This is a genomic window from Erwinia sp. V90_4 (genome assembly GCF_029967685.1).
Lineage (GTDB): Bacteria > Pseudomonadota > Gammaproteobacteria > Enterobacterales > Enterobacteriaceae > Erwinia > Erwinia aphidicola.
Window position 1 is genome coordinate 1 of record NZ_JASCAQ010000069.1, and the last position, 25,356, is coordinate 25,356.

Here is a 25,356-nt window from a genome sequence, read left to right on the forward strand (position 1 = left end):
GCTGACCCTCTTTTTCGGTCAGCCCGTTATTGCGAATCACCGCCACGGGTCGACCCGTACCTGTTGCTTTGCCGTTTGTATCACCAGATACGGGCGCGCAGCCATTCGTTGACCAGCATGGGCCAGCTGGCGAGCGGCAGGTCGGCGACGTTGCGGATGCCGAAGCCGTGGCCGCCTTTCTCATAGAAATGCAGCTCGCACGGCACCTTGTGCTCGCGCAGCGCGCTGAACATCACCATGCTGTTATTCACCGGCACCGACTCATCATCCACTGCGTGGATCAGCAGCGTTTGCGGCGTCCTGTCGCTGACCCGCGTCTCCATCGAGTATGCGTCAATCTCCTGCTGCCCCGGATTTTCCCCCAGCAGCTGCTGGCGTGAGCCGCGGTGCGCCAGGCCATCGCGCATGCTGATCACCGGATAGATCAGTACCAGCGCATCCGGGCGCGGCGAGCGCGCATCGGCGGCATCCTGCACCGGGTAGAGCTTCTCGTTAAAGCGCGTCCCCGCGCTGGCGGCAACGTGGCCCCCGGCGGAGAAGCCCATCATCACGATCCGCTCGCCGTTGCGCCCGCGTAGCGCGCGCTCACGCAGCACGCGCACGGCGCGCTGGGCATCGGCCAGCGGCGCATCGGCACCTTCATGGTGGCCGTCCGCGGGCAGGCGATAGGTCATCACTGCCAGCGTGTAGCCCATCGCATTAAAGAACATCGCCAGCGCGCTGCCCTCCTTGTCGATCATAATGCGCTCATAGCCACCGCCGGGCGCCACCAGCAGGGTTACACCGTTCGACTGCTCGGGATACCAGATTGCCAGCTCCGGGCAGCGCACGCCGCTGGCGGCGCGATCAAATGGTTCATACTGTGTGGCCAGATCGATAATTTTTGGCTCCGCCCGTGAGTCGCTGGCCCCCGGCGCATCGCCGTTGGGCCAGAGATTAAATATTTCAGCTTTCATGGGCGCTCCTGATTATTGTTATCATTTAAATAAGAGTGTAGATGCCGTAATAGAAATAAACGGGATATCCGTCACGGCCTAATTAGCAGAAGCATTGCCGATTGCAGTCGCTGTCGTCCACTATTTCGCGCACGTTTCAGGCAGTTTCAGAATATGCTCAATTTTCAGGGCTGCAGGCGCTCAGGCAGCAGCGCGCCTGGGTTCAGCGCGCGCTTACATTAGTTTTTTTGCAAGATTTCTCTAAACTCAAACTGTTTATTTAGCCATAAATAAACGTTGTAAATAATAGGCGTTGAAGAGGAGTTTGTGAGGAGTATTAATTTGAGTTAATCAGCGTAAATAAGTCAGGCGGCAGAGTGTGCCGCCTGGCAATATTATTCCGGCATCGCCGCGCGCGGAATGATGGCGCCGCGATGCTGGATCACGGTGCTGGCGGTCAGGTGACCGCGTTTGGCCGCATCGGCAGCGCTGCCTCCGGTCAGCCGCAGCGCCAGATAGCCGGCGCTGAAGGAGTCACCGGCGGCCGTGGTATCCACCACCGCCTGCGGCGGCAGGTGCACCGCCGGCACCTCCAGCAGCGGCTCATCACCCACGGCCACCAGGCAGGCATCGGCTCCACGTTTGATCACCACTTCGCTCACGCCGGCCTGCTGCGTGCGTGCAATCACGGCGGATGCTGGCGCATCGCCCCACAGCAGGGTTTCATCATCCAGCGTCAGGAAGGCAATATCGGTAACGGTCAGCATCGCCCGGTAGGCGGCCTGCGCCTCTTCCCGGCTCGGCCACAGGCGCGGACGATAGTTATTGTCGAAGATGATTTTGCCGCCGTTGGCGCGGCAATCGGCGAGCAGCGCGAACAGTTTTTCGCGCGCTGACGGGCTGAGGATAGCCAGGCTAATGCCGCTGAGGTAGAGGTAGTCGTAATGCGCCAGCTGCTGGCAGATGGCGTCTGCCCGTTCGCCGTCCAGCCAGTAGCGGGCGGCGGCGTCATTGCGCCAGTAGTAAAAGGTGCGCTCGCCGCGGGCATCGGTTTCAATCACGTACAGGCCCGGTAGCTTGTTGTCCATCTGCTGGATAAGCCCGGTGTGCAGCGCTTCCGCCTGCCAGGCGGCGATCATCTCGCGGCTGAAGCTGTCGGTGCCGAGTGCGGTGACGTAATCCACCCGCAGCGCCTGCCGGGCCACCTGGCGGGCAACATACACCGCCGTATTAAGCGTATCCCCGCCAAAACCCCGGCTCATCTCGCGGCCCTGCTGGGAGAGTTCAATCATACATTCGCCGATCACGGCCAGTTTCTGCTGCGTCATAGTCTTCGCCCGATAAAAAATCTGCTCACAGTCTCGCCGGGCGCGGAGCAACAGTCAATGATTTAAAACGTCGTTTTATTTTTATTGTGATGGCGGTTTAGCCGTGACCAACTGCTGATAAAACGCCCCAAAAGGCACCTGTTTTGGCGATTGAAGCGGCAGAATATCGGTGACACTTAACGCAGAGGCGTGACCGTAATGCCGATAAAGTTCTCAGGGCCGTGGCCGATACTTGCAACACGGGATGCCATATGAAGGCGGTCTCACAGATAAAGGGTCACAATAATGGTGCTGAATAGCCTCAGTCACCGGCTACCAAACGCAATTGTTGTTCAAGAGCAGCTTAAAGAACCGGGGTACTGGCAGCAGTGTCAGCGTTCCTATAACTTCCAACCGATTTACCGGGTTGACGGCAGCCTGATGGCAATTGAGTTGCTCACTGCGGTGTTTCACCCCACCGCGCCGAGCCAGAGAGTGTCGCCGGAGCTTTACTTTGCCACGCTGGAAATCAGCCAGCGCCTGCAAATCGTCGCCGAGCAGCTCGACCTGCTGGCGCAATGGGAAGATAAGTTTGTCAGCGCCAGGATTGTGGCCTCGGTCAATATCGACGGCCCGACGCTGCTGGAGATCCAGCACAACCGCACGATTCGCCAGCTGATTGCGCGCTGTCCGTGGGTGCGCTTTGAGCTGGTCGAGCACCACGTGCTGCCGCAGGATGCGATCTTCGCGCAGATGCCGGAGCTTGGCCCGCTGTGGCTGGACGATTTCGGCTGCGGCATGGCGAACTTCTCGGCGCTGACCGAGCTGAAGTACGACTACATCAAGCTGGCTCGCGAGCTGTTTATCCTGCTGCGCGCGAGCGAAGAGGGGCGCAACCTGTTCGGCATGCTGCTGGCGCTGATCAATCGCTACTGCAAAGGGGTGATTGTTGAAGGGGTGGAGACCGAAGAGGAGTGGGAGCAGGTGCGTAACTCCCCGGCCAGCGCCGCACAAGGCTATTTCTTCGCCCGCCCGCTGCCGTTTGACCAGCTGGAGAGCCTGCCGCTAAACCTTGTCTGATGCCTTCTGCCGTCGTCTGGACTATCTTTACAGCAGACGGAAGCCGACAAGGAGACGACGAATGTCGCGTACGGGGAAAATAATTAGCTGGATAGCCGGGATTTTGTTGTTGCTGGTGGTGGTGATTGTGGTGGTGATAGCCACCTTTGACTGGAATCGCCTTAAGCCGACCATCAACCAGAAAGTGTCGGCGGAGATCAACCGCCCATTCGCCATTCGCGGCGACCTTGGCGTGGCGTGGGAGCGTAACCGCAGCGAGCCGGGCTGGCGCTCCTGGGTGCCGTGGCCGCACATTCATGCTCAGGATATTATGCTGGGCAACCCGCCGGAAATCCCCGATGTGACGATGGTGCATCTGCAGCGCGTGGATGCCACTATCTCCCCGCTGGCCCTGCTCGGCAAGCAGGTTTACCTGCCGTGGATCAAGCTGCAGCAGCCGGTAGCGAAGCTGGTGCAGACCGCCGATAAGAAAAACAACTGGACCTTTAACCTCGCTGGCAGTGACCAGAAGCAGGATGATGCCGCGCCGTCAGCGTGGTCCTACCGCCTCGATAATATCGCGTTTGACCAGGGGCAGATTGGCTATCGCGATGCGATCAACAAAGCTGATGTGCAGGTGACGGTGGACCCGCTGGGCAAACCGGTGCCGTATGCGCAGCTGGCAGGCGGCGATGATAAGCAGCAGGGCGCCGCCGATTTCGTCTTTGGCTGGCACGCCAGCGGCACCTATAACAACGAGAAGCTGAATGGAGACGGCAAGATTGGCGGCATGCTGTCGCTGCGCAGCCAGACCACGCCGTTCCCGATCCAGGCCGACCTGCGTAACGGCACGACCCGCGTGCGCGTCGCGGGCACCATTCAGGATCCGATGAATCTCGGCGGCGTGGATATCCGCCTGCGCTTCTCCGGCGATACGCTGGCCAACCTGTATGGGCTGACCGGCATTCTGCTGCCCGATACGCCACCGTATGAGACCGACGGCCATCTGACGGCGCGCTTCCAGCAGAAGGGCGGCCCGGTGTTCCGCTATCAGAACTTTAACGGTCATATCGGCGACAGCGATATTCACGGCTCGCTCACTTACACCCAGGGCAAACCGCGCCCGAAACTGGCAGGGGCGCTGGAATCCCGCCAGCTGCGCATGGCTGACCTTGGTCCGCTGATTGGCGTCAAATCAGGCAAGGGCAGCGAGAAAACCGAGCAGGCCAAGGCGAAGCGCGGCGAGGCTACCAGCCAGCCTGCCGACCGCGTACTGCCGCACGACAAGTTTGATACCAAAAGCTGGGACGTGATGGATGCCGACGTGAAGTTCAGCGGCAAGCGCATAGAACACAGCAGTTCGCTGCCGATCAGCGATCTTTCTACTCATCTCACCCTGAAAAACGGCGACCTGCTGCTCGACCCGCTGCGCTTCGGCATGGCGGGCGGTAATCTCAATGCCACGCTGCATCTGGAAGGGGATAAATCGCCGATGCGCGGGCGCATCGATCTGCACGCGCGCAATCTGAAGCTGCGCCAGCTGTTCCCGGACGTCGAGGCGATGCAGAGCGCCCTCGGCCAGATGAACGGTGACGCTACGCTGAGCGGGCGGGGTAACTCGGTGGCCGACCTGCTGGCAACCAGCAACGGCGAGCTCAAGCTGCTGATGAACGATGGCCTGATCAGCCGCAGCCTGATGGAGATTGTCGGCCTGAACGTCGGGAACTACGTGGTCGGCAAGCTGTTTGGCGACGATGAGGTGAAAATCAACTGCGCCGCCGCTAACCTGCAGGTGAACAACGGCCTGGCGTCCTCACGGCTGTTTATCTTTGATACCGAAAACGCGATTATCAATATTACCGGTACCACTAACTTCGCCAACGAGCGGCTGGATCTGTCGATCAACCCGGACAGCAAGGGCATCAGGATTATTACCCTGCGCTCGCCGCTGTACGTGCGCGGCACCTTTAAAAATCCGGATGCCGGGGTAAAAGCTGGCCCGCTGATCGCCCGTGGTGCCGCCGCTGTGGCGCTGGGTGCCGTGGTGGCGCCGGCCGCCGCGCTGCTGGCGCTGATCTCACCGAGCGATAACGATGATAATCAGTGCACGCGCGTGCTGCAGCAGATGAAAGGGAAATAACCCGGGAAGCGGGCTGACCGCAAAAGAGGGTCAGCCCCGACAGCAGTCTGATAATTTTGTACGGGTCGACCATTTTTTCCGGTCGACCCGTGCGTGGGGCAGGATCAATCAAACAGCGATTCGTGGCGCGTCTCTTTACACAGGATCAGCGCAATCAGCGTCAGGCAGGCCATGGCGGCCAGGTAAATGCCGACGTAGAACAGGCCGTAAGTGTGCGCCAGCCAGGTGGCAATATAAGGCGCGACTGACGCCCCGAGAATCGACGACAGATTGTAAGAGAACGACGCCCCGGTATATCGCACTTCGGTCGGGAACAGCTCCGGCAGCAGCGCGCCCATCGGGCCGAAGGTCAGCCCCATAATGCTCAGCCCGCACAGCAGGAAGGCCATAATCAGCGCCTGGTTACCAGAACCCAGCATCGACGGGAAGATCAGCGAAAAGGCGATAATCAGCAGCGTAATCACGATCATGGTTTTGCGACGGCCAAAGCGGTCCGCCAGCATCCCGGCAATCGGCACCATCACGCCAAAGCCAATTACCGCCACCATCAGCATCCACAGGAAGGAATTCCGTGGGATCCCCAGCCCGTTCGGCGCTGGCGTGGTGCCGTAGGTCATTGAGTACACTGTCATAATGTAGAACAGCGTATAGGTTGCCAGCATGATAAACGTGCCGATCACCGTGGTGCCCAGATGTTTGGTCAGCAGGGTGCCGATCGGGACTTTTACCTGCTTCTTCTCTTTCTGCGCTTTGGCAAATACCGGCGACTCATGCAGCGAGACGCGCACATACAGGCCAATCAGCACCAGTACCGCAGAAAGGATAAACGGCACGCGCCAGCCCCAGGTCATAAACTGCTCGTCGGTCAGCAGCCAGGAGAGCAGCAGGAAAGTACCGTTGGCGAAGAAGAAGCCAATCGGTGCACCGAGCTGGGGGAACGAGCCATACAGCGCACGCTTTTTCGCCGGGGCATTTTCCGTCGCCAGCAGCGCCGCGCCGCCCCATTCACCACCAAGTCCGAGACCCTGACCAAAGCGCGCCAGCGCCAGCAGCAGCGGGGCAAAGACGCCAATCGTCTCGTAGCCCGGCAGCAGGCCGATCACCACGGTGGAGATACCCATGGTCAGCAGGGATGCGACCAGCGTCACTTTGCGCCCGACGCGGTCACCAAAGTGGCCAAACAGCGCCGAGCCAATCGGGCGGGCAACAAAGGCAATAGCAAAGGTGGCCAGCGACTGTAGCGTCGCCACGGTGGCATCGCCCTGTGGGAAGAAGATATGCGGGAAGACGATCACTGCCGCAGTGGCATAAATATAGAAATCGAAGAATTCGATAGCCGTACCGACCAGCGACGCAATCACTACTTTTCCGCGTGAGTTTACGGGCGTGGCGTCGGGATCGGTGGCGATAGCGGGTGCGATTGAGGCTGGCATAATTGTTTCTTATAAGTAGAAGTGAACACAGAATCTTACGCACAGCATAAGGTGCATTCAATGGTGAAAAAACCCCGCCGCGCCGGGCCTGGCGGGCAAAAAGTGGATAATTTTCAATACGCGATAATTGCACGTAGATGGCAGGGTGAAATCGACTATTTCTGGCGGGAATCACTGCAAAAAGGCTAAATAAAAGTTAGCCCCCAGCGATAAATGCTGTCTTTTGCGCGAATTATCGCCAGAGGTCGCGATTTTCAACTGGTTTTCAGGCTGAGTTTTCCCATATTCCGCTATTTCGCCATTTTATTATCAGGATGTAGCCTGATATGACGGGATGTTTCGCCAGGCCGCCCGGGAAGATTCATCGCTCGTTGATAAAAGGTTTAGACAGGAAACAGTTATCAAGGTTTACAACTTTGCTTGTGCGGTTTAGAATTCGCCCACTTTCTTCTCAGGAGCACACAATTGGACAGTCACCCTGTAACTGACACGTTATAAAGGCAGGCCTACTCCTATTGTGCGCCTGCCGTTTACCGGCGGGCCATGTTCCACCTCTCCCCAGAGCTGTTGCATCCCGTAATCTGATACTGAATATCGTCCAGGCTTACTGCCGGACAGGGATTGCTTATGCGCCGTTTACTGATTACGCCACAACGTCATCATCTGTTTCCTCCCGGTTTCACGCGCTGATTAGCCCGTAACCGGTGCGCCTGCGCGCACCTCAACTCCCGTCGTGAGACGATAATGAGGACGAGAAAATGACATGGACCCCTTTTATCCTGCATCTGGCCCTGGCGGTAACGCTGGGCGCGATTATCGGTGCTGAACGCCAGTGGCGTCAGCGCATGGCCGGCCTGCGCACCAATGCGCTGGTGGCGACCGGTGCAGCAATTTTTATTCTGAGTTCAATCAGCACTTCCCCGGACAGCCCGGGGCGTATTGCCGCCCAGATTGTCTCCGGCATCGGCTTTCTTGGTGCCGGGGTGATTATGCGCCAGGGCGTGAATATCTCCGGCCTTAATACCGCCGCCACGCTGTGGTGCTCCGCTGCGGTCGGCGTACTGTGCGGGCTCGGTCAGTTCACCAACGCGGTGGCCGCCACGCTGGTGCTGCTGTGCGCCAATATCCTGCTGCGCGAGGCGGCCCAGCGCATCAATAAGCAGCCGCGCGCGGTGGATAACGAAACCGAACAGCGCTACCGCATTCAGATTGTCTGCGGCAGCGAAGATGAAATTATGGTGCGCACGCTGATCCTCCAGGCACTGAACGGCATGGCGCTGCGCCTGCAGTCGCTGTACAGCGCAGATATTGCCCGGCCCGGGCACCTGGAAGTGAGCGCCGAAGTGATGGCATTCCCCGCCGCACAGCGGGAAATCGAAAATATCGTCTGCCGCATCAGCCTGGAAAAGAGCGTCAGTGCGGTGCACTGGCAAATCGCCCCGGCCATCACGGCTTAACTAAAGGAGCATCACGATGAAAGAACCTCCATCCCGAGAAAGGCGGCGGTGGCAACTGAGGAGGCATAACGGCAACTAAGGCTCGTTCCCTCCCACCTGTCAGCTCCGCCCCCTCTGAATAATGAAAAAATCCTCGTTCGCAGGAGCGGTTTCCTGCGCGTAAAAAACACCTCATTCAAGGGAGCTGGCCTATGAAAATGCATAAAGCCAACCTGAAAATGGCGCGTGACCTGGCTATTGCCAGCGCGGCCACCCAGAGCCTGGATAACACCCTGGCTCGTCTTAATACCCAGCGTCAGGGACTGACCCAGGAAGATGCAGAAGCCCGTCTGCAACATTATGGCCCGAACCAGGTTGCCAGCGATAAGGCCCCGGCGGCACTGGTGCAGCTGCTGCAGGCGTTTAACAACCCATTTATCTGGGTTCTGATGGTGCTGGCTGCCATCAGCTTCTTTACCGACTACCTGCTACCCGCGCGTAGAGGGGAAGAGACTGACCTGACCGGCGTGATCATCATGCTGATCATGGTCAGCCTGAGCGGGCTGCTGCGTTTCTGGCAGGAGTACCGCACCAACAAAGCGGCGGAAGCGCTGAAATCGCTGGTCAGCACCACCGCCACGGTGCTGCGCCGCAGCCACGCCGACAGCGAAGCGGTCAGCATGGAAGTGCCGCTGCAGCAGGTAGTACCGGGCGATATCGTGATGCTCTCCGCCGGGGATATGATCCCCGCTGATGTGCGGCTGCTGGCCTCCCGCGATCTGTTCGTCAGCCAGGCGGCGCTGAGCGGCGAAGCCCTGCCGATTGAAAAGTACGACACCCACAGCCAGTCGCTGGCGGCCAATCAGGCGGCAGAGATTGACGAGCAGGAGCTGCTGAGCCAGCCGGGGATCTGCCTGATGGGCACCAACGTCGCCAGCGGCAGCGCCACGGCGGTGGTGGTTGCGACCGGCAGCCAGACCTGGTTTGGTTCGCTGGCGAAGTCATTAGTAGGTGAGCGCCCACAAACCTCCTTCGACAGAGGCGTCAACAGTGTCAGCTGGCTGCTGATCCGCTTTATGCTGGTAATGGTGCCAATTGTTCTGCTGATCAACGGCTACACCAAAGGCGACTGGAGCGATGCGCTGCTGTTTGCACTGGCGGTGGCGGTCGGCCTGACGCCGGAAATGCTGCCGATGATCGTCAGTTCAAACCTGGCGAAGGGGGCGATTGCGCTGTCAAAACGCAAAGTGGTGGTTAAGCGACTGAATGCTATCCAGAACTTTGGGGCGATGGACGTGCTATGCAGCGATAAAACTGGCACCCTGACTCAGGACCGGATTATTCTGGCTCAGCACCTTAACCTGCAGGGGCAGCGCGATGAGCGCGTGCTGCAACAGGCGTGGCTTAACAGCCGCCATCAGACCGGTGTTAAAAATCTGATGGATAAGGCGATTCTCGGCTTCAGCCAGGGAAATCAGTCGGTTAGCGGGCTGTGGCGCTATCGCAAAATCGACGAGCTGCCGTTTGATTTCGAACGCCGCCGCCTGTCGGTGCTGGTGGCCGACGAGCAAAAGCAGCTGCTGATCTGCAAAGGTGCAGTGGATGAGATGCTGGCAGTCTCCTCTTTCTGGCTGGATGCGGGGGAAGTACGTCCGCTGGATGATGCCGCGCGTCTTAAGGTGCAGCTGCTGGCGGAAGAGTATAACCAGCAGGGCTTCCGCGTGCTGCTGGTCGCGTCGCGCAATGTAAGTGAGCATGCACTAACTCAGCCGCTGTGCGCGGCCGATGAACGTGATCTGGTCATCACTGGCCTGCTGACGTTCCTCGACCCGCCGAAAGAGAGTGCGGCCGCGGCGATTGCTGCGCTGCATGAAAATGGCGTCACGGTGAAGATTCTGACCGGAGATAACGCGATTATCACCAGTAAGATCTGCCGGGAAGTCGGGCTGGAGCCGGGCGACCCGCTGTGCGGCAGTGAAATCTCACGCATCAGCGATGCCGAGCTGGCGCGGCTGGTGGAGCAGAGAACGCTGTTCTGCCGCCTCAGCCCGCAGCAGAAAACCCGCGTTCTGCAGGCTTTGCAGAGCAATGGCCACACCGTCGGCTTCCTCGGTGACGGCATCAACGATGCGCCCGCGCTGCGTGCGGCGGACATCGGGATCTCCGTTGACAGCGCCACCGATATCGCCAAAGAGTCAGCGGATATCATCCTGCTGGAAAAAAGCCTGATGGTGCTGGAACAGGGGGTGATTAAGGGGCGCGAGACCTTCGGTAATATCATCAAGTACCTGAACATGACCGCCAGCTCTAACTTCGGCAACGTGTTCTCGGTGCTGGTTGCCAGCGCGTTTATTCCGTTCCTGCCGATGCTGGCAATCCATCTGCTGCTGCAGAACCTGATGTACGACCTGTCACAGCTGGCGCTGCCGTGGGACAAAATGGACAAAGAGTTCCTGCGCAAGCCGCGTAAGTGGGATGCGAAGAACATCGGGCGCTTTATGCTGTGGATGGGACCGACGTCGTCGATCTTCGATATCTCGACTTTCTGCCTGATGTGGTATGTGTTTGCGGCAAACAGCGTTGAAATGCAGGCGCTGTTCCAGTCCGGCTGGTTTGTTGAAGGGCTGCTGTCGCAGACGCTGGTGGTGCATATGTTGCGCACCCAGAAGATCCCGTTTATCCAGAGCCGCGCTGCGCTGCCGGTGATGCTGGCCACCGGGCTGGTGATGATTCTCGGCATCATGATCCCGTTCTCACCGCTGGGTCACGCCGTTGGGCTGGTGCCATTACCGTGGAACTACTTCCCATGGCTGCTGGCCACGCTGCTCGGCTACTGCCTGCTGACGCAGGGCATGAAGCGCCTGTATATCCGCCGTTTCGGCCAGTGGTTCTGAGGGGGAAACAGTGGTGAAAAAAGACAATGCAGTCACCGCTATCGTGCTGTTTTTTGTCGGCCTGCTGATTTTTTCCAGCGGGTTGGCGATGATTTTTAGCGGCTGAGTCGCCCGAGCGGGCGGACCGAAAATAAGGTCCGCCCCTACAGCAATCCAGTGAACCTAAGCGTAGGGGTCGGGCATGCCCGACCCTTGACGTTAAGGGCGGATAAACCGCAGATAAATAAAACGAATCACATAATACTCCAGCGCGCCCAGCAGTAAAAACCACAGGCAGTACACCAGCGTATACAGCTGGCTGATATCCGCCAGATGGAACATCTCCACCAGTTTACGCGTCAGCGTCAGGCCAAATGCCGGTGCAGGCAGCAGCAACGCCGAAAGAAAGCCGAGCATCAGCGTACTCATCGGCATCAAAAAGGTTAAAAATGGATTTTTCATCACGGTTCCGTGTCAGCGAGTTGCGGCTATTTTCAGCCATCGATGCCCGCGGTTCAACCTTTAAACGGCCAGCGCCAGCGGCAGCTGTTCGCGCATCCAGCTGACAAAGCTGCTGCGCTTCTCTGACGGGCTGAGATCCTGGCGCCACAGCAGATGGATCGGGCGGCTGCTCTGCTGCCACTCGCGCAGCAGCGGCACCAGCCGGCCCGCTGCAATATCTTCCGCCAGCAGAATATGCGGCTGCAGAATCAATCCGGCCCCGGCCAGCGCTGCCTGGCGCAGCGCCTGGCCATCGTTACAGATAAAGCTGCCGTCGGTCGGCCACTGCACCTCACCCAGCCGCCAGGCATTGCCCTTATTCCACGCCATATTGCACAGGCAGCGGTGCTGATAAAGCGCCTCTGGCGTTTGCGGCGTACCGTGCTGCGCCAGATATTCCGGCGCGGCGCACACCACCATCTGATAATCCCCGAGCTTCTGGGCAACCAGCGGTTCGGCATTTTTCAGGCTGCCCACGCGCAGGGCGAAATCAAACCCTTCGGCGATCAGATCGACGAAGTTGTCGTTGAGATCCAGCTCGATCTTCACCTGCGGGTAACGCGCCTGGTAGCGGGCGACCACTGCAGCCACCGCACTGGCCCCAAGGTTGAGCGGCGCGCTGATGCGCAGCAGCCCGGACGGCGTGCGCTTCATATTCTCCACGCTCTCTTCCGCCACTCGCAGCTGCAGCAGCGCCTGTTTGCACTGCCGGTAGTAGCTCTCGCCCGCTTCCGTCAGGTTCTGGCGCCGGGTATTGCGCTGCAGCAGGCGGGTATCGAGCGCGCTCTCCAGCTGGCGCACATGCTTGCCGACCATCACGGCGGTGATATCCAGCCGCCGCGCTGCCTCGCTGAAGTTGCCGCTGTCGACCGCGCAGATAAAGGCTTCAATACTGCGTAATTTATCCATGATTACAAACCCTGGGTTAGGAGTTCCCGAAAGTATCGCGCATTTATCCCGGCTCTGCACTGCGCGACAATCCCTCAACCGCACCTATGAGGAGAGAACAGATGAAAATTTTAGTGATTGGCGCATCCGGTACCGTCGGCCAGAGCATCGTGAACGAACTGAGCCGTGACCATCAGGTGATCCGCGTGGGAAAAACCCAGGGCGATTTCCAGGTCGACCTGACCCGTGAAGAGAGTGTGAAAGCGCTGTTTGCCAGGACGGGGAAGGTCGATGCGGTGATTTCCGCCACCGGCGGCGTGCACTTCGGTCCGCTGGGCGAAATGACCAGCGCGCAGTTCGACAGCGGGCTGCAGGATAAGCTGATGGGCCAGGTGCGCCTGGTGCTGATCGGCAAAGCGTTCGTTAACCCGGGCGGCTCCTTTACCCTGACCAGCGGCATCCTGGCGCAGCAGCCGATCCGTACCGGCGTCAATGCCACCGCGGTCAATGCGGCGCTGGAAGGCTTCGTGCTGGCAGCGGCCAATGAGCTAAACGGCCTGCGCATCAACGCCGTCAGCCCGACGGTATTAACCGAATCGCTGGAGAGCTACGGTCCGTTCTTCCCCGGATTTGAAAGTGCCCCGGCCAGCCGCGTGGCGTTAGCCTATCGCCGCAGCGTCGATGGCAATGAGACGGGGCGCGTTTACCGCGTCTGGTAATGCCCGTCAACCTTGACGCTGTCTCTGCGTTGGCTGCATGCACTTACCCGAATCACTTACTTAGGTAAGCTCATCGGGATGGGTTATTTGCCGCCTTGATTCAGCGCCAACTCTTTAGGCCATAGATTTGAGGGGATACTGGCGTCTTAAACGGGCGAAATATCCCCCAACGCCTTCAGGGGTGTATATCCCTACTCTTTTTGTAAGACGGTAATTCTTTTACAGTTTCCGCTTTAAAATCCCTGTCTAAAATAGCCGCTGTTAAAAAGTATAGCCGAGGCTATACTCAAATCCCTGATTTTACTGTCTTTTTTTCTGACCATTTGCGTGCTAGGATGCGTTTCACTTGAGCTGGCTTGTGGTTATTTTTCCGACATAAGCTGATGTTTTAACGATTTGGAACGCACCCGTCGCTTCAGACCGGGATAAATACAATGAACCTATACGCCACCCTGATTCTCGCTTTCGGCATGTCGATGGACGCTTTCGCAGCGGCAATTGGCAAAGGTGCCAGCCTGCATCGTCCGACCCTGAAAGAAGCACTGCGCACCGGTCTGATTTTCGGCGTGATTGAAGCGCTGACGCCGCTGATTGGCTGGGCTATTGGCCTTGCCGCCAGTCAATACGTGATGGCGTGGGATCACTGGGTCGCATTCGGCCTGCTGTTTATTTTAGGCAGCCGTATGATCGTTGAAGGCTTGCGTAAAAAAGAACAGGAGCCGGAAGAAGCGCCAACCCGTCACGGTTTCTGGCTGCTGGTCTGTACCGCAGTCGCCACCAGTCTTGATGCGATGGCGGTGGGCGTTGGCCTGGCGTTCCTGCAGGTCAATATCGTCACTACCGCGCTGGCGATTGGCGCCTCGACCATGATTATGGCGACCGCGGGTATCCTTCTCGGCCGCTTCCTTGGCCCGGTGATGGGCAAATGGGCAGAAATTTTCGGCGGCGTGGTGCTGATCGGTATCGGTTCGAGTATTCTGGTTGAACACCTTGGGCTGATGAGTTAATCCTCCGCCCTTTCAGCGCGCAGCGGAGCGGATATGGCGTTATCGGTCGTTAACTGGAACAGCCACAATCAGATTGAGTGCGCGCACCTCACCGCCCGCAATGCGGCTTTCCCGCTGCACACGCACGAAGAGTATGTAATCAGTGCCAATCTCAGCGGCGTTGAACAGCTCAGCCTGCATCAGCAAACCCTGTCGGTCCACGCCGGGGAAATCACCCTCTACAACCCCGAAACTTTACAGGCCTCGCAGTTTGGCGATCGTCCGGTCGAGTTTTTCAGCGTGCACCTGCCGCAGCAGGTGTTTGCCGATCTCGCCGATCGTGCGCCGCCGATCCTGCGGGAAGGGGTGCTGCGCGATCCCCAGCTGTTTGCCGCAATCTGTGGCTTTGCGCAGTCGCCGCAGGAGCAGGAGGTGCAGCAGCAAAACCTGCTGTGGCTGACCAGCCAGCTGCTGAAATATAGCCGGGATGAAGCGCTGTCATCGGCCCCGGAGTCGCTGGGCCAGGCGCTGGAGTGTATGCGCGATAACCTGACCAGCAAACTGACGCTGGACCAGCTGGCCGCCGCTGCCGGGCTGAGCAAATTCCACTTCGTGCGTCAGTTTCGTCAGCAGATGGGCATTGCGCCGTTGCAGTACCATATGCAGCTGCGCTTGCTGGCGGCGCGCAATCTGCTGCGCCATCAGCACGGCACGCTGGAGGTGGCGCACCGGCTGGGCTTCTACGATCAGAGCCACTTTATTAACAGCTTCCGTAAAATGATGGGCATCACGCCGCATCAATACCTGCGCCTTATCCGCCGATAAACTCGTGATAGCCGGAAACAATCACATATCCCGCGAAGTAGCAGAAGATCGCTGCCGAAGCGATATACGACCAGCGCAGCATTTTCGCCCCGAGCATGCGCCCGCCAATGCTGCCGACCGCGCACAGCATCACTGACCAGCTGACGCCCGCCAGAAAGAAGCCGCCTAAAAACCAGCCGGAATCCGCCGTGCTGCCGCTGCCCATGCGCGAAATCAGCGCGCCGCCCACGGCGGCAAACCACAGGATCGCCGTTGGTGATGACATCGCCAGGAAGATGCCGCGCAAAAAGTTCTGGCGGATGCTCAGCGCTTCGCCAATATCACCGACGCTAAGTGACGTAGCAGGCTTGAGCGCGCTCTGCACCATCTTCCAGGCAAACCACAGCAGGATCAGCGAACCGCCAATCCACAGCACCCAGCGCACCGGGGTGAACTGCAACAGCACCGCCATTCCGGCCATTGCGAGGATCGCGTAGATCAGATCGCCAATGCAGGTGCCGATCCCCAGCCACAGGCCGTGAAAAAAACCGCGCTGCATCGCCAGTGTGATCATCGCGATATTGGCGATGCCAATGTCGAGGCAGAGAGAAAGACTGAGTAAAAAACCGTTAGAGAAGGGCATTGGCGTCCGATCCAGCATGAAAAAGAGGCAGATTATCACCCGCGCTGAGAGGGAAATATTGGAAAATATTGCGCAGGCGGGCAGTAAACTGCTCCGCTAATCACGCGGAGAAATCGCTAAGCGCAGCGGCTCGTTTAGGGAAGGTTTAACTTTTTCCTGACATACTAAAAGTCGAAAGTGTGATCTGCTTCAAAATTCATTGCCTGAAAAACGCGCTGGTTGTATAATTTTTTTGCGTAATTCAACAAAAGTTACAAGCGGACCCCATGAAAAAATTCTTTAAATACGTGTTTCGCATCTATGTCGATACCTTCAAACACGTACCGCCAGGCGCAGTACTCTGAGCCCGGCAGCAATCGAAAACCCTCGATAACTTCGGTCACGGATTGACCGGGGCTTATCACCTCCACCGCTTCCTCCGCGCACCACAAAAAATTCATCACGACTTCATGCTGAGAAAAGGTGACGTTCTGTCAGAGCGCTGTCACCGGATTTTACAGGTCGAGCGAAAAAAATGGTCGAACCTTGAGGTATCCCCAGAAATCACTTTCATCGCTAAACGTCCGCTAACCGGTCTGAGCGCAGCCTGAGCACGCCGGAACGGCAAAAGACGCTCCCTGCGGGCCTCGGCACGCGGCATCCCTGCCGCGTGACGTCCGGCTTACCTCAGGCCGTGCTCATCCCCCACTCGCATCATGCTCGCTGTGGCTTTCAAACCGCAACGCTGCCGCTTTCGGTGCAAGGAGGTATTCATGCCGGTGCAGAGAGCAGCCCTCCCCCCTGAAACCGGGCTCCTGTCATCCCGCAACAATACTCAAATCAATTTTTGTGGGGATACCTCAGTGGTTGACCCCTACGGCTGGGCTGCTCTATCGTTGTAGGGGCGGACCCTCTTTTCCGGTCTGCCTGGTTTGCACTAAACTTAGGGGATAATTTTCCGCGCACGTTTAATTGATTCACCCTTTTCATTAATATATCGCGATGGCCAAATTTCTTTAGCCTCCACTCCGATCGCTCTGGCGATGATCTCCTCACCTTTAATCCAGGGGCGTGACAGCGCATTGGCTAACGTTGCAGAACAGAGACCATTTTCTCTGGACAATGCAGCGAGCGAATGATGTTTTTTTCTGACGGCAGCCATGATATCTGCCCTGTGCCAGTCTTTTTTTCTGATCACTTTATATCCTGGGTAATGTATTATTTATAAATAATTTTTACATAATACAAAGTTGGATAAGACAAACCTATAGGAAGGATATGGGTTTCAGGGAAGCAATACACCTATACTAAGGTCTAGTTTACTGATAGACCTAAGTGCGAGGTTGGGGCTATGTTGTAATTTTAGACATTCCAGGGGGTAATTATTATGTTTAATTCAATCCCTAAACGTATGGCGTGTTTAGCATTGAGCACTCCTAGTTTCTTCACAACTTTACTCATATGAAGTTTTACAGTGCAAACTTTAATATCAAGAATCAGTGCTATATCCTGATAGGTTTTACCTATGCTAGACCAGTAGAGAATATCGTTCTCTCTTTGAGATAGCATGGTTTTTTGAGAAGTATTAATACAATTGATTTCTAAGCTCTCTCTATATAAAGACAATATCTTATCATGTGAATTTAAAATAACCATCTGAATCTTATCTTTGTTCTCTTCAATAATAGCTTCTAAGTCATAACTCTCGTCTTTTTTTATAAGCAAGGATAGCAGAGCTAAGTTATCATATGAGTCATGTAATACAAAAGTAAATCCATGTTGAATGTTGAATTTTTTGGATGAATTAAAAATAATGCCTGATTTAATATTTAGGTTCTCATCCCATGAGAATGGTGTAATTCTATTTAAAGATGAAAGAACAATAGGGTCAATATGATGAAATTTGTTTTTTTTATATAACTCAATCCATTCAAGAGGGTAATTTGAAATTATCTTTATTTTACTGGGGTCTTTTTTGTTAATTGCCAGGTAGGAATAGGTAAAATCATAAAATCTGTTTAACTTACGTTGGATAAAGCTTTTGACAATATCATCAATTTGCTGGTTATCTTTATATATCATGGTTTTCAGCGTCCTTGTCTTTAGCGTTTTAAAGAAATTGGCACCTGGATTGTTGAATGATAAAGCCGACATCAGATCCGCTGATGGCGCAATGGGTTATGACATAAACAGCATGCGTGATTTTTGCGAAAAGGGTGAAATGGGAGAGAAAACAAAGGAAGTGCGATAAAGGTCTAAATTATCTTAATGGATCATGATTATGGCTGCGTGCGAGCTGTAGGGGCGGACCCTCTTTTCCGGTCCGCCCGTTTCTTACGCTGGATAACTTATTCGTAATCCACCCACGTTGCCCCGGCATCCGCCGACGCGACGCAGCGTTCAACCCACTGCACGCCCGCGACGCCGGCATGCACATCCGGATACCAGAAATCGGCCAGCAGCTGCGCGTCACCGCGATCGGTGGCATCCATCGCTACGGCAAAACGGCGATAGAGATTTGACCAGGCTTCGAACAGCCCTTCGGGGTGGCCGCCGCCAATGCGGTCCTCTTCCAGCGCGCGCGGGGCGAGGTAGCCCATGCCGCGCTCCAGAATGCGTAGCGGTTCGCCCTGAATCTCATAGCGCAGCTGGTTGGGCTGCTCGTCCCACCACTCCAGGCTGGCCCTGGATCCGATCACGCGGATCTTCTGCCCGTGCATCGATCCACAGTTCACCGCCGAGCACCACAGCGATCCCACCGCGCCGTTATCGTACTCCATCAGCACAAAGGCGTTATCTTCCAGCGGCGCCCGGCTTTTAACAAAGCTCTGGCGCGAACACATCAGGCGCTTGATTTTCAGCTCCGGCAGCAGGGTCTCCGCCAGGAACAGCGGGTGTGTCGCCAGGTCGCCCAGCACGTAGCTTGGCCCGACAAATTTCGGGTCCACGCGCCAGCGGGTGCTGGGGTTATCCAGCTCCACCGCCTCGTGGTGGAAGCCGTGCGAGAACGACATATTGACGATGCGGATATCGCCCAGCAGCCCTTCAGCTATCATGCTGCGCGCCTGCTGGATCAGCTGATGACCGGCGTAGCCGTAGGTGACGCCGATAATTTTCTTCTGCCGCTGACTCAGTTCGGCCAGCTGCTTCGCTTCCGCCGTGGTGAAACACAGCGGCTTCTCGCACACCACGTGCAGTCCGGCTTCCAGCGCCGCCTTACAGATAGCAAAATGGGTGTTGTTCGGCGTAGCGATAGAGACCGCCTCAATGCCGTCAGCGCGCTTTGCTTCCTGCTGGAACAGCGTCTGATAGTCCGGGTAGCAGCGCTCACCGTCAACGCCCAGGCTCTCGCCAAAGGCCCGGCCGCGTGCTGCATCAATATCAAACGCGCCCGCAATCAGGGTAAACGTGCCGTCGCGCAGCGCAGCGGAACGGTGGATATAGCCAATCTGGCTGGTGCCGCCGCCGCCGACCATGCCCCAGCGCAGGGAGCGGTTGAGAGGTTTAATGCCGTTAATCATATGTAATTCCTCAATTAAAACCCGACGGTGTGCAGGTAGCGCAGGCTTTCGCTAACGTCGTGCAGGCTGCCATCGGCACTGCGCGGGTCGCGCTCCTGCTCGATGGTGATCCAGCCCTGATAGTTGCGCTCCGCGAGGAAGGCACGCAGCGCCGGATAGTCAATCGCCCCCTGACCAAGCGGGCACATCACCCCTTCGGCGCAGGCGGTGAAAAAGTCCAGCTCGCGGGCGATCGCATCGCGGAACACCGCGTCGTTGATGTCTTTGAAATGCAGGTAGTCGATGCGGTCAAAATAGTGCGCCAGCGCCGGGACCGGGTCCATACCCGCGTAGTAGAGGTGCCCGGTGTCGAGGCACAGGCCCGCCACGCTGTGCGGAATATCCCGCACCAGCCTTTCCAGTTCGTCGGAAAACTCGATGCAGCCCCCGGCATGCGGGTGGATCACCGGGCGCACGCCGTACCCTTGAGCGATGCGGGCGATTTCGGTGATGTGGCGCATCATGCGCTGCCAGTCGCTGTCGGACAGGCGTTCTGCCTTGTCGTACTGACCGGCAAGGCGGGCGCGGTCGGCGTTACCGAAGTCGATAATTACCAGATAAGGAGCCGGAAGATTATCGCCGTGCGTTTTGCTGGCGGTCGGCACGTTGGCCAGGTTGCCGCACAGAGCGTGGGTCAGTTCGACCATGGCCGGGAAGTTAGCTTCACTCACCAGGTCGTCGAAAATCGTGCCCGCCACAATCGTCAGACCGTACTGATTCAGCTCCTGCGTCAGCCGTGCCGGGTCGGTAGGCAGATAGCCCCAGGGGCCAAGTTCAATGGCCGGATAGCCCGCCTGCGCCGCTTCTTTCAGCACTTTCTCATACGGCGGCAGATGCGGGTTTTTCGGGTCGTCCACGCCCCAGCTGCAGGGGGCGTTAGCAATATGGATCGTCATCACGGGCTCCTTTGTTAATGAATGAGTCGCTGATCTGCATTGATGTTGGTACGACAGGCATGCTTTTGCGCCCACAGCGGCCGGCCAGTTTGTCCGCCGTGTAGCCGATAATGACGTTGGAGACGGCCCAACCGGGGAGAGCCGGTCGTGCTGGCGCATGGATTTGATGACGCAGGAAATGAGGGCACGGGAGACTCCAGCAACGTTATTTGCAGGAAGTATTAAATGAATATTCCATTACCACCAATGATGGAATGTTTATTTTTTGATGGCGATCTCACTATATTTGATAGTTTTAAATGATAAAATTCTATCATTTTAGCCATTTCAGGACGTTATCCGGCGGTCAGCGCGTAGGGTGCAGGGCTCAGTAGTTCTCTTTGGTAATCAGTTCAAAGCCGCTGGTCAACGTGATAAAGCTGCCCGACTCCTGGCGGTGTGCCAGCTGCATCGCCTCAATCACCCGTGCGGCCAGCTCATCAAGCCGGTGGGCGATCATGATATCCAGCGTACCGTCGATCAGCGCCAGCTGCGCATCCTGCAACGGACCATGGCAGATCAGCGTGATCTCCTGCCGCCTGCTGCTGTCGCGCAGGGCATTGACCACCCCTTCGACACCGCCACAGGGCGCATAGATCACTGACAGTTCAGGATGATTGCGGATCAGTTCCGCCGTGACCTGGTAGCCCTGCTCGACGTTTTCAAAACTTTTTACCGGCTCGAGCACCCTGTGCCCGGTAGCAAATTCACGCAGATAGGAGCGGAAGCTGATCTCACAGGTCTCCTGACAGAGGAAGCGGTTATCGCCGACGATCACCCCCACTTTACCCGGCGGCCCGCTCAGGCGCTGGACGGCCCAGGCGGCGGTTCTTCCCGCCTTGCGGTTATCCAGCCCGATGTAACCCGCATGGCCGCATGGCGAAAGGTCCGACAGGATGGTGAAGACCTTCACCCCTTTCTTCACCGCCTGCTCCACTGCCCGGCGTATCAGCGCGTTATCCAGCGCGATTAACGCCAGCATATTGACCCTATTACTTAACTGCTCAATCGCGGCGGCGGTCTGTTCAATGGCATGAATACCGTGAAAGGCGAATTCAATCCCGGTGCCCTCCTGCAGGTAAGGCGCGGCTTGCTTCTCCAGCGCGCGGGAGAAGGTGTCGTAAAAGGAGTAGTCGCGCGACAGCAGGATCACCCCAATGCGCAGCGTACCGCTACGGCGGAGCGGGGTATCTTGCGGCAAAAACTCGGGGTCGAAGCGGTAACCGAGGCGCGTCGCAGCCTGCACCACCCGTTTTTCCGTATCGGGCCTGACCGGCGCGCGACGGTTCAGCACCCGGTCAACGGTGGCAACCCCCACTCCGGCCTCGTGGGCAATGTCTGTCAGCGTGGTTTTTTTCATCGGCTACGGCTCCCTGATAAGCGTAATGAGAAAAAACTATCACGGCCCGCCAGCCGCTCGCGCGAATTAATTTGCGGGATATGATGCGAGTCAGATTATTTTTTTTATTATATGAGTCTTAAAGTCTGAACGTTTCATTTTGCTGTGAGGAGAAGGTGCGGAAAGCACAAATTTTATGCTATCTTGTGCAAACATACCGCCCGGTATCTTTTGTAAAGAGAATGTTGATGAAATCACACCAACCCGGCAGCTCAGCTGGCGAAACGCCCACCTGTCAGCGCGGCTGGCATCGTAAAAAGCAGCCAGAGCAGGTGCGTGCCGCGCTTATTCAGTGTGCGGCCGAGCTGGCCGCCCGCCAGGGTCTGACCGGCGTGACCGTTCAGGCCGTCTCTGACGCCGCTGGCGTGACAAAAGGCGGATTTTTTCACCATTTTCCCCACAAGCAGGCGCTGCTGGATGCGGTGTTTGATGCCTTTATGGCCGAGCGCGAGCAGGAGATAGATGCGCTGATAGCTGCCGACCCCCATCCTGGCGGCCGCTTTACGCGGGCGTATATCACCACGGCGTTTGAGGAGATGTCCCAGCGCGGAGAGAATATTCACATTCCCCTCTCACTGTCGATGATGGCATCCCCCGCCCTGTGCCAGCGCTGGAATGAGTGGCTGGCGGGGCGTCTGCAGCAGCACCAGCTGACCGACAGTCATCCGCTGCATGAGGTGGCGCGGCTGGCGACGGACGGCGCCTGGCTGTCCGGCTCGCTGGAAGTGCACAGCGCCGTGCGCGATGCGCAGATCCTGAAAAACCATTTACTGGCCCTGACCCGAGAGAGTGAACCATTGTGAAATCGACCTTCAAACAGGAAGTTGTTCATCAACTGCTGCACTGGCTGGAAGGGAATATCCATACGCCGCTGACGATAAATGATTTTGTGGAAAAGTCGGGCTACTCGAAATGGCATTTGCAGCGCATTTTTAAAGAAGTGACCGGGCAGAAGCTGGCGTCCTACTGTCGTCAGCGGCGGCTGACCTCCAGCGCCTTTATGCTGCGGCTGTTTGACCGGCAGATCGATTCAGTGGGCAGCGAACACGGCTTCTCCAGCCACAATGTCTATCACAAAACCTTTAAGCGCCACTTCAACGTCACGCCCGCGCAGTATCGCGATGCGCTGCACTGGCCGTGCAAGGGGCTGTGCCCGCCAATCAACCTTAGCGCGCAATCCATACCGCAGGGAGAGCAGGTGGAGCTGGATGGATTGCAGCTGACGGGCGCGCTAAACGAGTATGCCTTTACGCTGGCGACCATCGGTGACTTTGGCTGGTCAGCGCGTGAGCGGTTCTGGCAGGCGCGGCTGGCGGGCAGGGCCGCAAACCCCGGCACGCTGTACGGCATGATTAACGTGGTTAAGGGCGGCCCGCGCGAAGAGGATTGTGGCACCTTGCAGTATCTGACCTGCCTGGAGGATGACGCGCCCTCAGCGGCCGCTCCGCTTATGCTTGAGATCGTCAGGCAGCCTTACCTGCACTTCACCTTTGGCGGCGATGTGCGTCACTACGCGGATTTTATTAAGCTGATTTATGAACATGCCCTGCCGACCGCCGGTGCGGTGCGCCGTGACGGCTACGACATTGAACGCATTGATGCGCAAAGTTTTGCCGCTGCGGCGGGCAAGCAGGCCCACATTGATTATTTTGTGCCGGTGATGGTGTGAGGTGAAGTGGGGAAAGCAGGGGGGAAAACGGGCATGCCCGCCCCCTGGGATCCAGAGTTCGGGCATTGCCGGTGGTGCAGAATTACTTAATCAGTTCAGCGGTCATGTAAACACCGTTGTTAGAGTTAGCACCGGTGATTTTGTATGAAGAAGCACCAGCCTGCTCTGCCTGTGCGGCAATTTTTGCTTCAGCGCTGTCCAGCGTTGAACCGGTAGCACTCACGCTCTGCGCGAAGCTGGCGAAAGAGACGGTAGAGAGTACGATAACAGCAGCAAAAGTTTTGATAGATTTCATCGGATAATTCCTTCATTAAGTTTGATTGGCTGGGGCAGTGTGCCCCGTTGAAAACAATGTTACGCCTGCTGAAGGAAATCTGATAGCGGAGGGTTTTGCAGAAGTTGTTCAAAATTATTGTTCAACAATTGACGCTGTTTTACGCTTAAAAAGCTGGCCTGACACACTAGACAGTTTGTGACATTTGGCCAGCCCAATCGGAACCTGAATTAACGCCGCAGCGTAGTGAGGAAATGTGCTTTCACTTTCTCTGCTGCTACCGTCAGGCACAGCTTCTGGCGCGGGCAGCCAGCAAAGGGATCGTCCATGGACGCCGGGCTTTGCAGCTGGCGCAGCGTCTGGCCCCGGGAAACGCGGTCGGTGACCACGCGCACCGGGGATTCGGTCACGCCAAACCACTCCGGGTGATTAAGGTAAGCGATGGTCAGGGTATCGTGCAGCGCCATGCCCGCGATGCCCTCTTTTTGCAGGGCGTACTCCATATAGCCCTGCGAGATTGCGCTGAGTACCGGATGATTGAGGGAGCGGATCTCATCGCTGCTGAGCTGCACCTCCAGCGTCACATCCAGCGGCAGCATCACTACCGGAATACCGCTGCACAGCACCTGATCGGCGGCGTGCGGGTCCTTCCAGATATTAAATTCCGCAAACGGCGTGACGTTGCCGGCGTGGCCGTGGCTGCCAAACGCGCCACCCATCATCACCAGCTGTTTAATCTGCGGGATAATATCCGGTGCCTGGTTAATCGCCGTGGCGATATTAGTCAGCGGACCGATGGCGACAATCGTCAGCGCGTCAGGATGCGCGCGCACGCTGCGGATAATAAATTCAATGGCATTTTCCGCCGCTCCGCTCCACGGGTTATCAAACACCCCGCCGAGGCCGTCGTTACCGTGTACGGCCCAGGCTGGCTCGGTGGGTTGATGCGCCAGCGGGCGCGAGCAGCCGCGATAGATTGGCACGTCGAGGTTGATTTTCTGGCTGAACAGCCGGGCATTGCTGACCGCCTGCGCGACGGGAACATTGCCAAAAACGGTGGTAATGCCGAGGATATCGACGCTTTGCGCCGCATACGCCAGCGCAAAGGCGTCATCGACGCCAATATCGGTATCAAAGATCACTTTTTCCATCAGAAGCTCCTTATCCGTTGAGCGCGCATCCCTGCCTGAACATCAGCGGGTCAGCAGATTATGCAGCGCCTGGAGATCGTTTTTCACCCATTCCATTTCCTGGGCAAACTTTTCGTCCGACAGCAGCGGCTGGCGGAACAGGGTAATCAGTACCTGCGCCCCTTCTTCATTGGCGACGATACGCATCGGCACAAAAATTTCCTTGCTGTAACCGCTGTCGATGTAGTGGTCCATGATGCAAAACGGGTTGTGATCGGTGAAGCGCACCTTGACCGGGCCCTGTGGTCCACGGCCTTTCCAGACGCTGCCTTCCTGCTCCAGCGGACCCTGGCTAAGGCCGGATGCCCACTTCGGGAAGAACTCGGGTTTCCAGATCGTTTCATAGAGATCGACCCAGTTACGATGAATGGCAAGGCTAAGGGTGTGTGAGGACAGCATTAAAAACCTCCGGTCGATGATGATTAGCGGATTTAAACACCGGGGGCGGCGGATGAGAACCCCTGCAGCGCCTGTTATCTTGATACCACGACGCAGCTCGCAAATAAATGTCTACCCGTCATTCTTCCTGTACCTCGAATTATTTAGGGTATAAGCGATTTCAATGACCGATAACGGCTTGTTTCGACCGGCGGGTCCGCCTATAAATGATGCTTAACTATACGGGC

24 protein-coding genes are annotated in these 25,356 nt (G+C 57.2%); 10 read left to right on the forward strand and 14 right to left on the reverse strand.

The genetic code is table 11. The annotated features are described in order from the left end of the window. Positions 1–80: 80 nt before the first annotated feature. Positions 81–956, reverse strand: a complete 876-nt coding sequence (locus QLG07_RS22465; protein ID WP_048917829.1) for an alpha/beta hydrolase — start codon at positions 954–956, stop codon at positions 81–83. Between the two features lie 374 nt (positions 957–1,330). Beyond that, positions 1,331–2,263, reverse strand: a complete 933-nt coding sequence (locus QLG07_RS22470; RefSeq protein ID WP_133622432.1) for a sugar kinase — start codon at positions 2,261–2,263, stop codon at positions 1,331–1,333. A 285-nt stretch (positions 2,264–2,548) separates the two neighbouring features. Between QLG07_RS22470 and pdeH the strand changes: the two genes are divergently transcribed. Both pdeH and QLG07_RS22480 read left to right on the forward strand, forming a co-directional pair. Next, complete coding sequence (pdeH, locus tag QLG07_RS22475) at positions 2,549–3,322, forward strand: cyclic-guanylate-specific phosphodiesterase (RefSeq protein WP_133622433.1); 774 nt, start codon at positions 2,549–2,551, stop codon at positions 3,320–3,322. A gap of 61 nt (positions 3,323–3,383) precedes the next feature. Beyond that, entirely contained in the window at positions 3,384–5,441 is a 2,058-nt protein-coding gene (locus tag QLG07_RS22480) for an AsmA family protein (protein ID WP_282470186.1), read from the forward strand. A gap of 104 nt (positions 5,442–5,545) precedes the next feature. Here QLG07_RS22480 and QLG07_RS22485 read toward each other — a convergent pair whose 3' ends face one another. Beyond that, positions 5,546–6,874, reverse strand: a complete 1,329-nt coding sequence (locus QLG07_RS22485) for an MFS transporter (RefSeq protein ID WP_133622435.1) — start codon at positions 6,872–6,874, stop codon at positions 5,546–5,548. A gap of 60 nt (positions 6,875–6,934) precedes the next feature. On the opposite strand from QLG07_RS22485, the gene QLG07_RS22490 reads away from it, so the two are divergent. The 3 genes from QLG07_RS22490 to mgtA all read left to right on the forward strand — a co-directional run bounded on the left by QLG07_RS22490 (position 6,935) and on the right by mgtA (position 11,204). After that, positions 6,935–7,063, forward strand: a complete 129-nt coding sequence (locus tag QLG07_RS22490) for a hypothetical protein (RefSeq protein ID WP_282470187.1) — start codon at positions 6,935–6,937, stop codon at positions 7,061–7,063. Between the two features lie 569 nt (positions 7,064–7,632). Next, positions 7,633–8,331, forward strand: a complete 699-nt coding sequence (locus QLG07_RS22495) for an MgtC family protein (RefSeq protein ID WP_048917824.1) — start codon at positions 7,633–7,635, stop codon at positions 8,329–8,331. 191 nt (positions 8,332–8,522) lie between these two features. Further along, entirely contained in the window at positions 8,523–11,204 is a 2,682-nt protein-coding gene (mgtA, locus tag QLG07_RS22500) for a magnesium-translocating P-type ATPase (protein ID WP_282470188.1), read from the forward strand. Positions 11,205–11,402: 198 nt separating this feature from the next. On the opposite strand, the gene QLG07_RS22505 is transcribed toward mgtA, so the two are convergent. Further along, positions 11,403–11,645, reverse strand: a complete 243-nt coding sequence (locus QLG07_RS22505) for a DUF1158 family protein (RefSeq protein WP_048917822.1) — start codon at positions 11,643–11,645, stop codon at positions 11,403–11,405. Positions 11,646–11,705: 60 nt separating this feature from the next. Continuing rightward, positions 11,706–12,593, reverse strand: a complete 888-nt coding sequence (locus tag QLG07_RS22510) for a LysR family transcriptional regulator (protein ID WP_048917821.1) — start codon at positions 12,591–12,593, stop codon at positions 11,706–11,708. A gap of 101 nt (positions 12,594–12,694) precedes the next feature. Here QLG07_RS22510 and QLG07_RS22515 point away from each other — a divergent pair, with 101 nt between their 5' ends. The 3 genes from QLG07_RS22515 to QLG07_RS22525 all read left to right on the forward strand — a co-directional run bounded on the left by QLG07_RS22515 (position 12,695) and on the right by QLG07_RS22525 (position 15,102). Continuing rightward, positions 12,695–13,291, forward strand: a complete 597-nt coding sequence (locus QLG07_RS22515; RefSeq protein ID WP_187497581.1) for a short chain dehydrogenase — start codon at positions 12,695–12,697, stop codon at positions 13,289–13,291. A gap of 434 nt (positions 13,292–13,725) precedes the next feature. Further along, positions 13,726–14,298, forward strand: a complete 573-nt coding sequence (mntP, locus tag QLG07_RS22520) for a manganese efflux pump MntP (protein WP_048917819.1) — start codon at positions 13,726–13,728, stop codon at positions 14,296–14,298. Positions 14,299–14,331: 33 nt separating this feature from the next. Beyond that, positions 14,332–15,102 (forward strand): AraC family transcriptional regulator, encoded by a 771-nt coding sequence (locus QLG07_RS22525; protein WP_048917818.1) that lies wholly within the window; start codon positions 14,332–14,334, stop codon positions 15,100–15,102. Here the strand turns inward: QLG07_RS22525 and QLG07_RS22530 are convergent. From QLG07_RS22530 to QLG07_RS22555, 6 genes are all read right to left on the reverse strand, one after another. Further along, positions 15,089–15,724, reverse strand: a complete 636-nt coding sequence (locus QLG07_RS22530; protein WP_282470189.1) for a LysE family transporter — start codon at positions 15,722–15,724, stop codon at positions 15,089–15,091. The two genes, QLG07_RS22525 and QLG07_RS22530, sit on opposite strands and share 14 nt — an antisense overlap. A gap of 922 nt (positions 15,725–16,646) precedes the next feature. Beyond that, positions 16,647–16,901, reverse strand: a complete 255-nt coding sequence (locus tag QLG07_RS22535) for a helix-turn-helix transcriptional regulator (protein WP_282470190.1) — start codon at positions 16,899–16,901, stop codon at positions 16,647–16,649. A 164-nt stretch (positions 16,902–17,065) separates the two neighbouring features. Further along, on the reverse strand, positions 17,066–17,785 hold the full coding sequence (locus QLG07_RS22540; RefSeq protein WP_282470191.1) for a LuxR family transcriptional regulator: 720 nt from the start codon (positions 17,783–17,785) through the stop codon (positions 17,066–17,068). Between the two features lie 266 nt (positions 17,786–18,051). Continuing rightward, complete coding sequence (locus QLG07_RS22545; protein WP_048917815.1) at positions 18,052–19,224, reverse strand: Gfo/Idh/MocA family oxidoreductase; 1,173 nt, start codon at positions 19,222–19,224, stop codon at positions 18,052–18,054. A gap of 14 nt (positions 19,225–19,238) precedes the next feature. Next, the gene (locus QLG07_RS22550; RefSeq protein WP_282470192.1) at positions 19,239–20,159 is read right to left on the reverse strand and encodes a TIM barrel protein; all 921 of its coding nucleotides are present in this window, start codon (positions 20,157–20,159) and stop codon (positions 19,239–19,241) included. A 367-nt stretch (positions 20,160–20,526) separates the two neighbouring features. After that, positions 20,527–21,558, reverse strand: coding sequence for a LacI family DNA-binding transcriptional regulator (locus QLG07_RS22555; RefSeq protein ID WP_062818513.1), 1,032 nt, complete (start codon positions 21,556–21,558; stop codon positions 20,527–20,529). Between the two features lie 227 nt (positions 21,559–21,785). Here QLG07_RS22555 and QLG07_RS22560 point away from each other — a divergent pair, with 227 nt between their 5' ends. Both QLG07_RS22560 and QLG07_RS22565 read left to right on the forward strand, forming a co-directional pair. Beyond that, complete coding sequence (locus QLG07_RS22560; protein ID WP_282470193.1) at positions 21,786–22,400, forward strand: TetR/AcrR family transcriptional regulator; 615 nt, start codon at positions 21,786–21,788, stop codon at positions 22,398–22,400. After that, on the forward strand, positions 22,397–23,266 hold the full coding sequence (locus tag QLG07_RS22565; protein ID WP_282470194.1) for a helix-turn-helix domain-containing protein: 870 nt from the start codon (positions 22,397–22,399) through the stop codon (positions 23,264–23,266). The genes QLG07_RS22560 and QLG07_RS22565 overlap by 4 nt, the downstream gene beginning before the upstream one ends. Before the next feature lie 82 nt (positions 23,267–23,348). Here QLG07_RS22565 and QLG07_RS22570 read toward each other — a convergent pair whose 3' ends face one another. The 3 genes from QLG07_RS22570 to QLG07_RS22580 form a co-directional block, all read right to left on the reverse strand. After that, positions 23,349–23,561, reverse strand: coding sequence for a DUF1471 domain-containing protein (locus tag QLG07_RS22570; RefSeq protein ID WP_048917809.1), 213 nt, complete (start codon positions 23,559–23,561; stop codon positions 23,349–23,351). 209 nt (positions 23,562–23,770) lie between these two features. Next, on the reverse strand, positions 23,771–24,691 hold the full coding sequence (locus QLG07_RS22575; RefSeq protein WP_048917808.1) for a nucleoside hydrolase: 921 nt from the start codon (positions 24,689–24,691) through the stop codon (positions 23,771–23,773). Between the two features lie 42 nt (positions 24,692–24,733). Then, a complete protein-coding gene (locus QLG07_RS22580) occupies positions 24,734–25,129 on the reverse strand; it encodes a polyketide cyclase (RefSeq protein WP_282470195.1) in 396 nt (131 codons plus the stop codon). Between the last annotated feature and the right edge of the window lie 227 nt (positions 25,130–25,356).